The sequence below is a fragment of the Methylobacterium sp. WL103 genome (assembly GCF_008039885.1).
GTDB lineage: Bacteria > Pseudomonadota > Alphaproteobacteria > Rhizobiales > Beijerinckiaceae > Methylobacterium > Methylobacterium cerastii.
This window is the reverse complement of the sequence record NZ_VRUX01000982.1, coordinates 1-1,026: the sequence shown is the minus strand read 5'-3', so window position 1 is coordinate 1,026 and position 1,026 is coordinate 1. Positions and strand designations below refer to the sequence as shown.

Here is a 1,026-nt window from a genome sequence, read left to right as displayed (position 1 = left end):
CGAGAGACCCGCTTCATGACCCATATCTGCACCAGCCTCCGCACCCTCCTCGCCGGAGCCGCCTTGCTCCTAGCCCAGGCCCAGCCCGGGCTCGCCGCCGGCTTCGACGGCGCGATCAAGAACAACGCGCTGGCCCTGAACGCCGCCGGGACCGTCGCCGCTGTGTCGAACAGCGAGGAGAGCGCCGTCGTCGTCTACGACGTCGCCAAGGGCACGGTGGTGCGCCGCCTCGACGGCTTCGTCACGCCGCGCAACATCGTGTTCGCGCCGGACGGCGCCCGCTTCTACGTCTCCGACAGCGGTACCGGCAGGATCACGGTCTACGAGACCGCCACCGGGAAGGAGGCCGGCGTTCTTGCCGCGGGCCCCGGCGCGTTCGGCACGGTGCTCTCGGCCGACGGGACCAAGCTCTACGTCAATAACGAGGCCGCGAGCACGCTGACCGTGTTCGACACCAAGACCATGCTCGCCGAGGCTGTGATCCCCGGCTTCGCGCAGCCGCGCCAAGGCGTGAAGCTATCGCCGGACGGCAAGACCGTGTTCGTGACGAACTTCCTCGGCGACAAGATCACGTTGGTCGATACCGCCACCAACAAGATCACCGGCGAGATCGCCGGGTTCGACAAGCTGCGCGCCATCTCGATCACCAAGGACGGTAAGACGCTGTTTGCCGCCAACAGCGGCCGCAACACCATCGGCGTGGTCGATGTCGCCGCCCGTAAGGTCACCTCCGAGGTGGCAGTGGGCAAGGACCCCTACGGCGCCGCGCTGACCCCGGACGGGCACTTCGTCTATTCGGGCAACCTCAAGGACAACTCGCTCTCTGTGATCGACACCGGCACCCTCAAGGTCGTCGCCACGGTGACCGGCCTGAACGAGCCGCGCCAGGCGATCGCGTTCTCGGCCGACAACGCCCACGCCTACGTCCTCAACCGCGACCTCAGCGTCGCCGTGGTGGACCGGGCGAAGAACGCGGTCATCTCGACGATGAAGCCCTGAGGCGACGCGCGCCGGGGGCCTTATCGC

At 67.8% G+C, this 1,026-nt stretch carries 1 protein-coding gene; it reads left to right on the top strand.

Annotation, left to right across the window (positions count from 1 at the left end; translation table 11 throughout):
- Positions 1-999, top strand: a 999-nt coding sequence (locus FV222_RS27195; RefSeq protein ID WP_246685704.1) for a beta-propeller fold lactonase family protein, incomplete at its 5' end; no start/stop codon positions are given.
- Between the last annotated feature and the right edge of the window lie 27 nt (positions 1,000-1,026).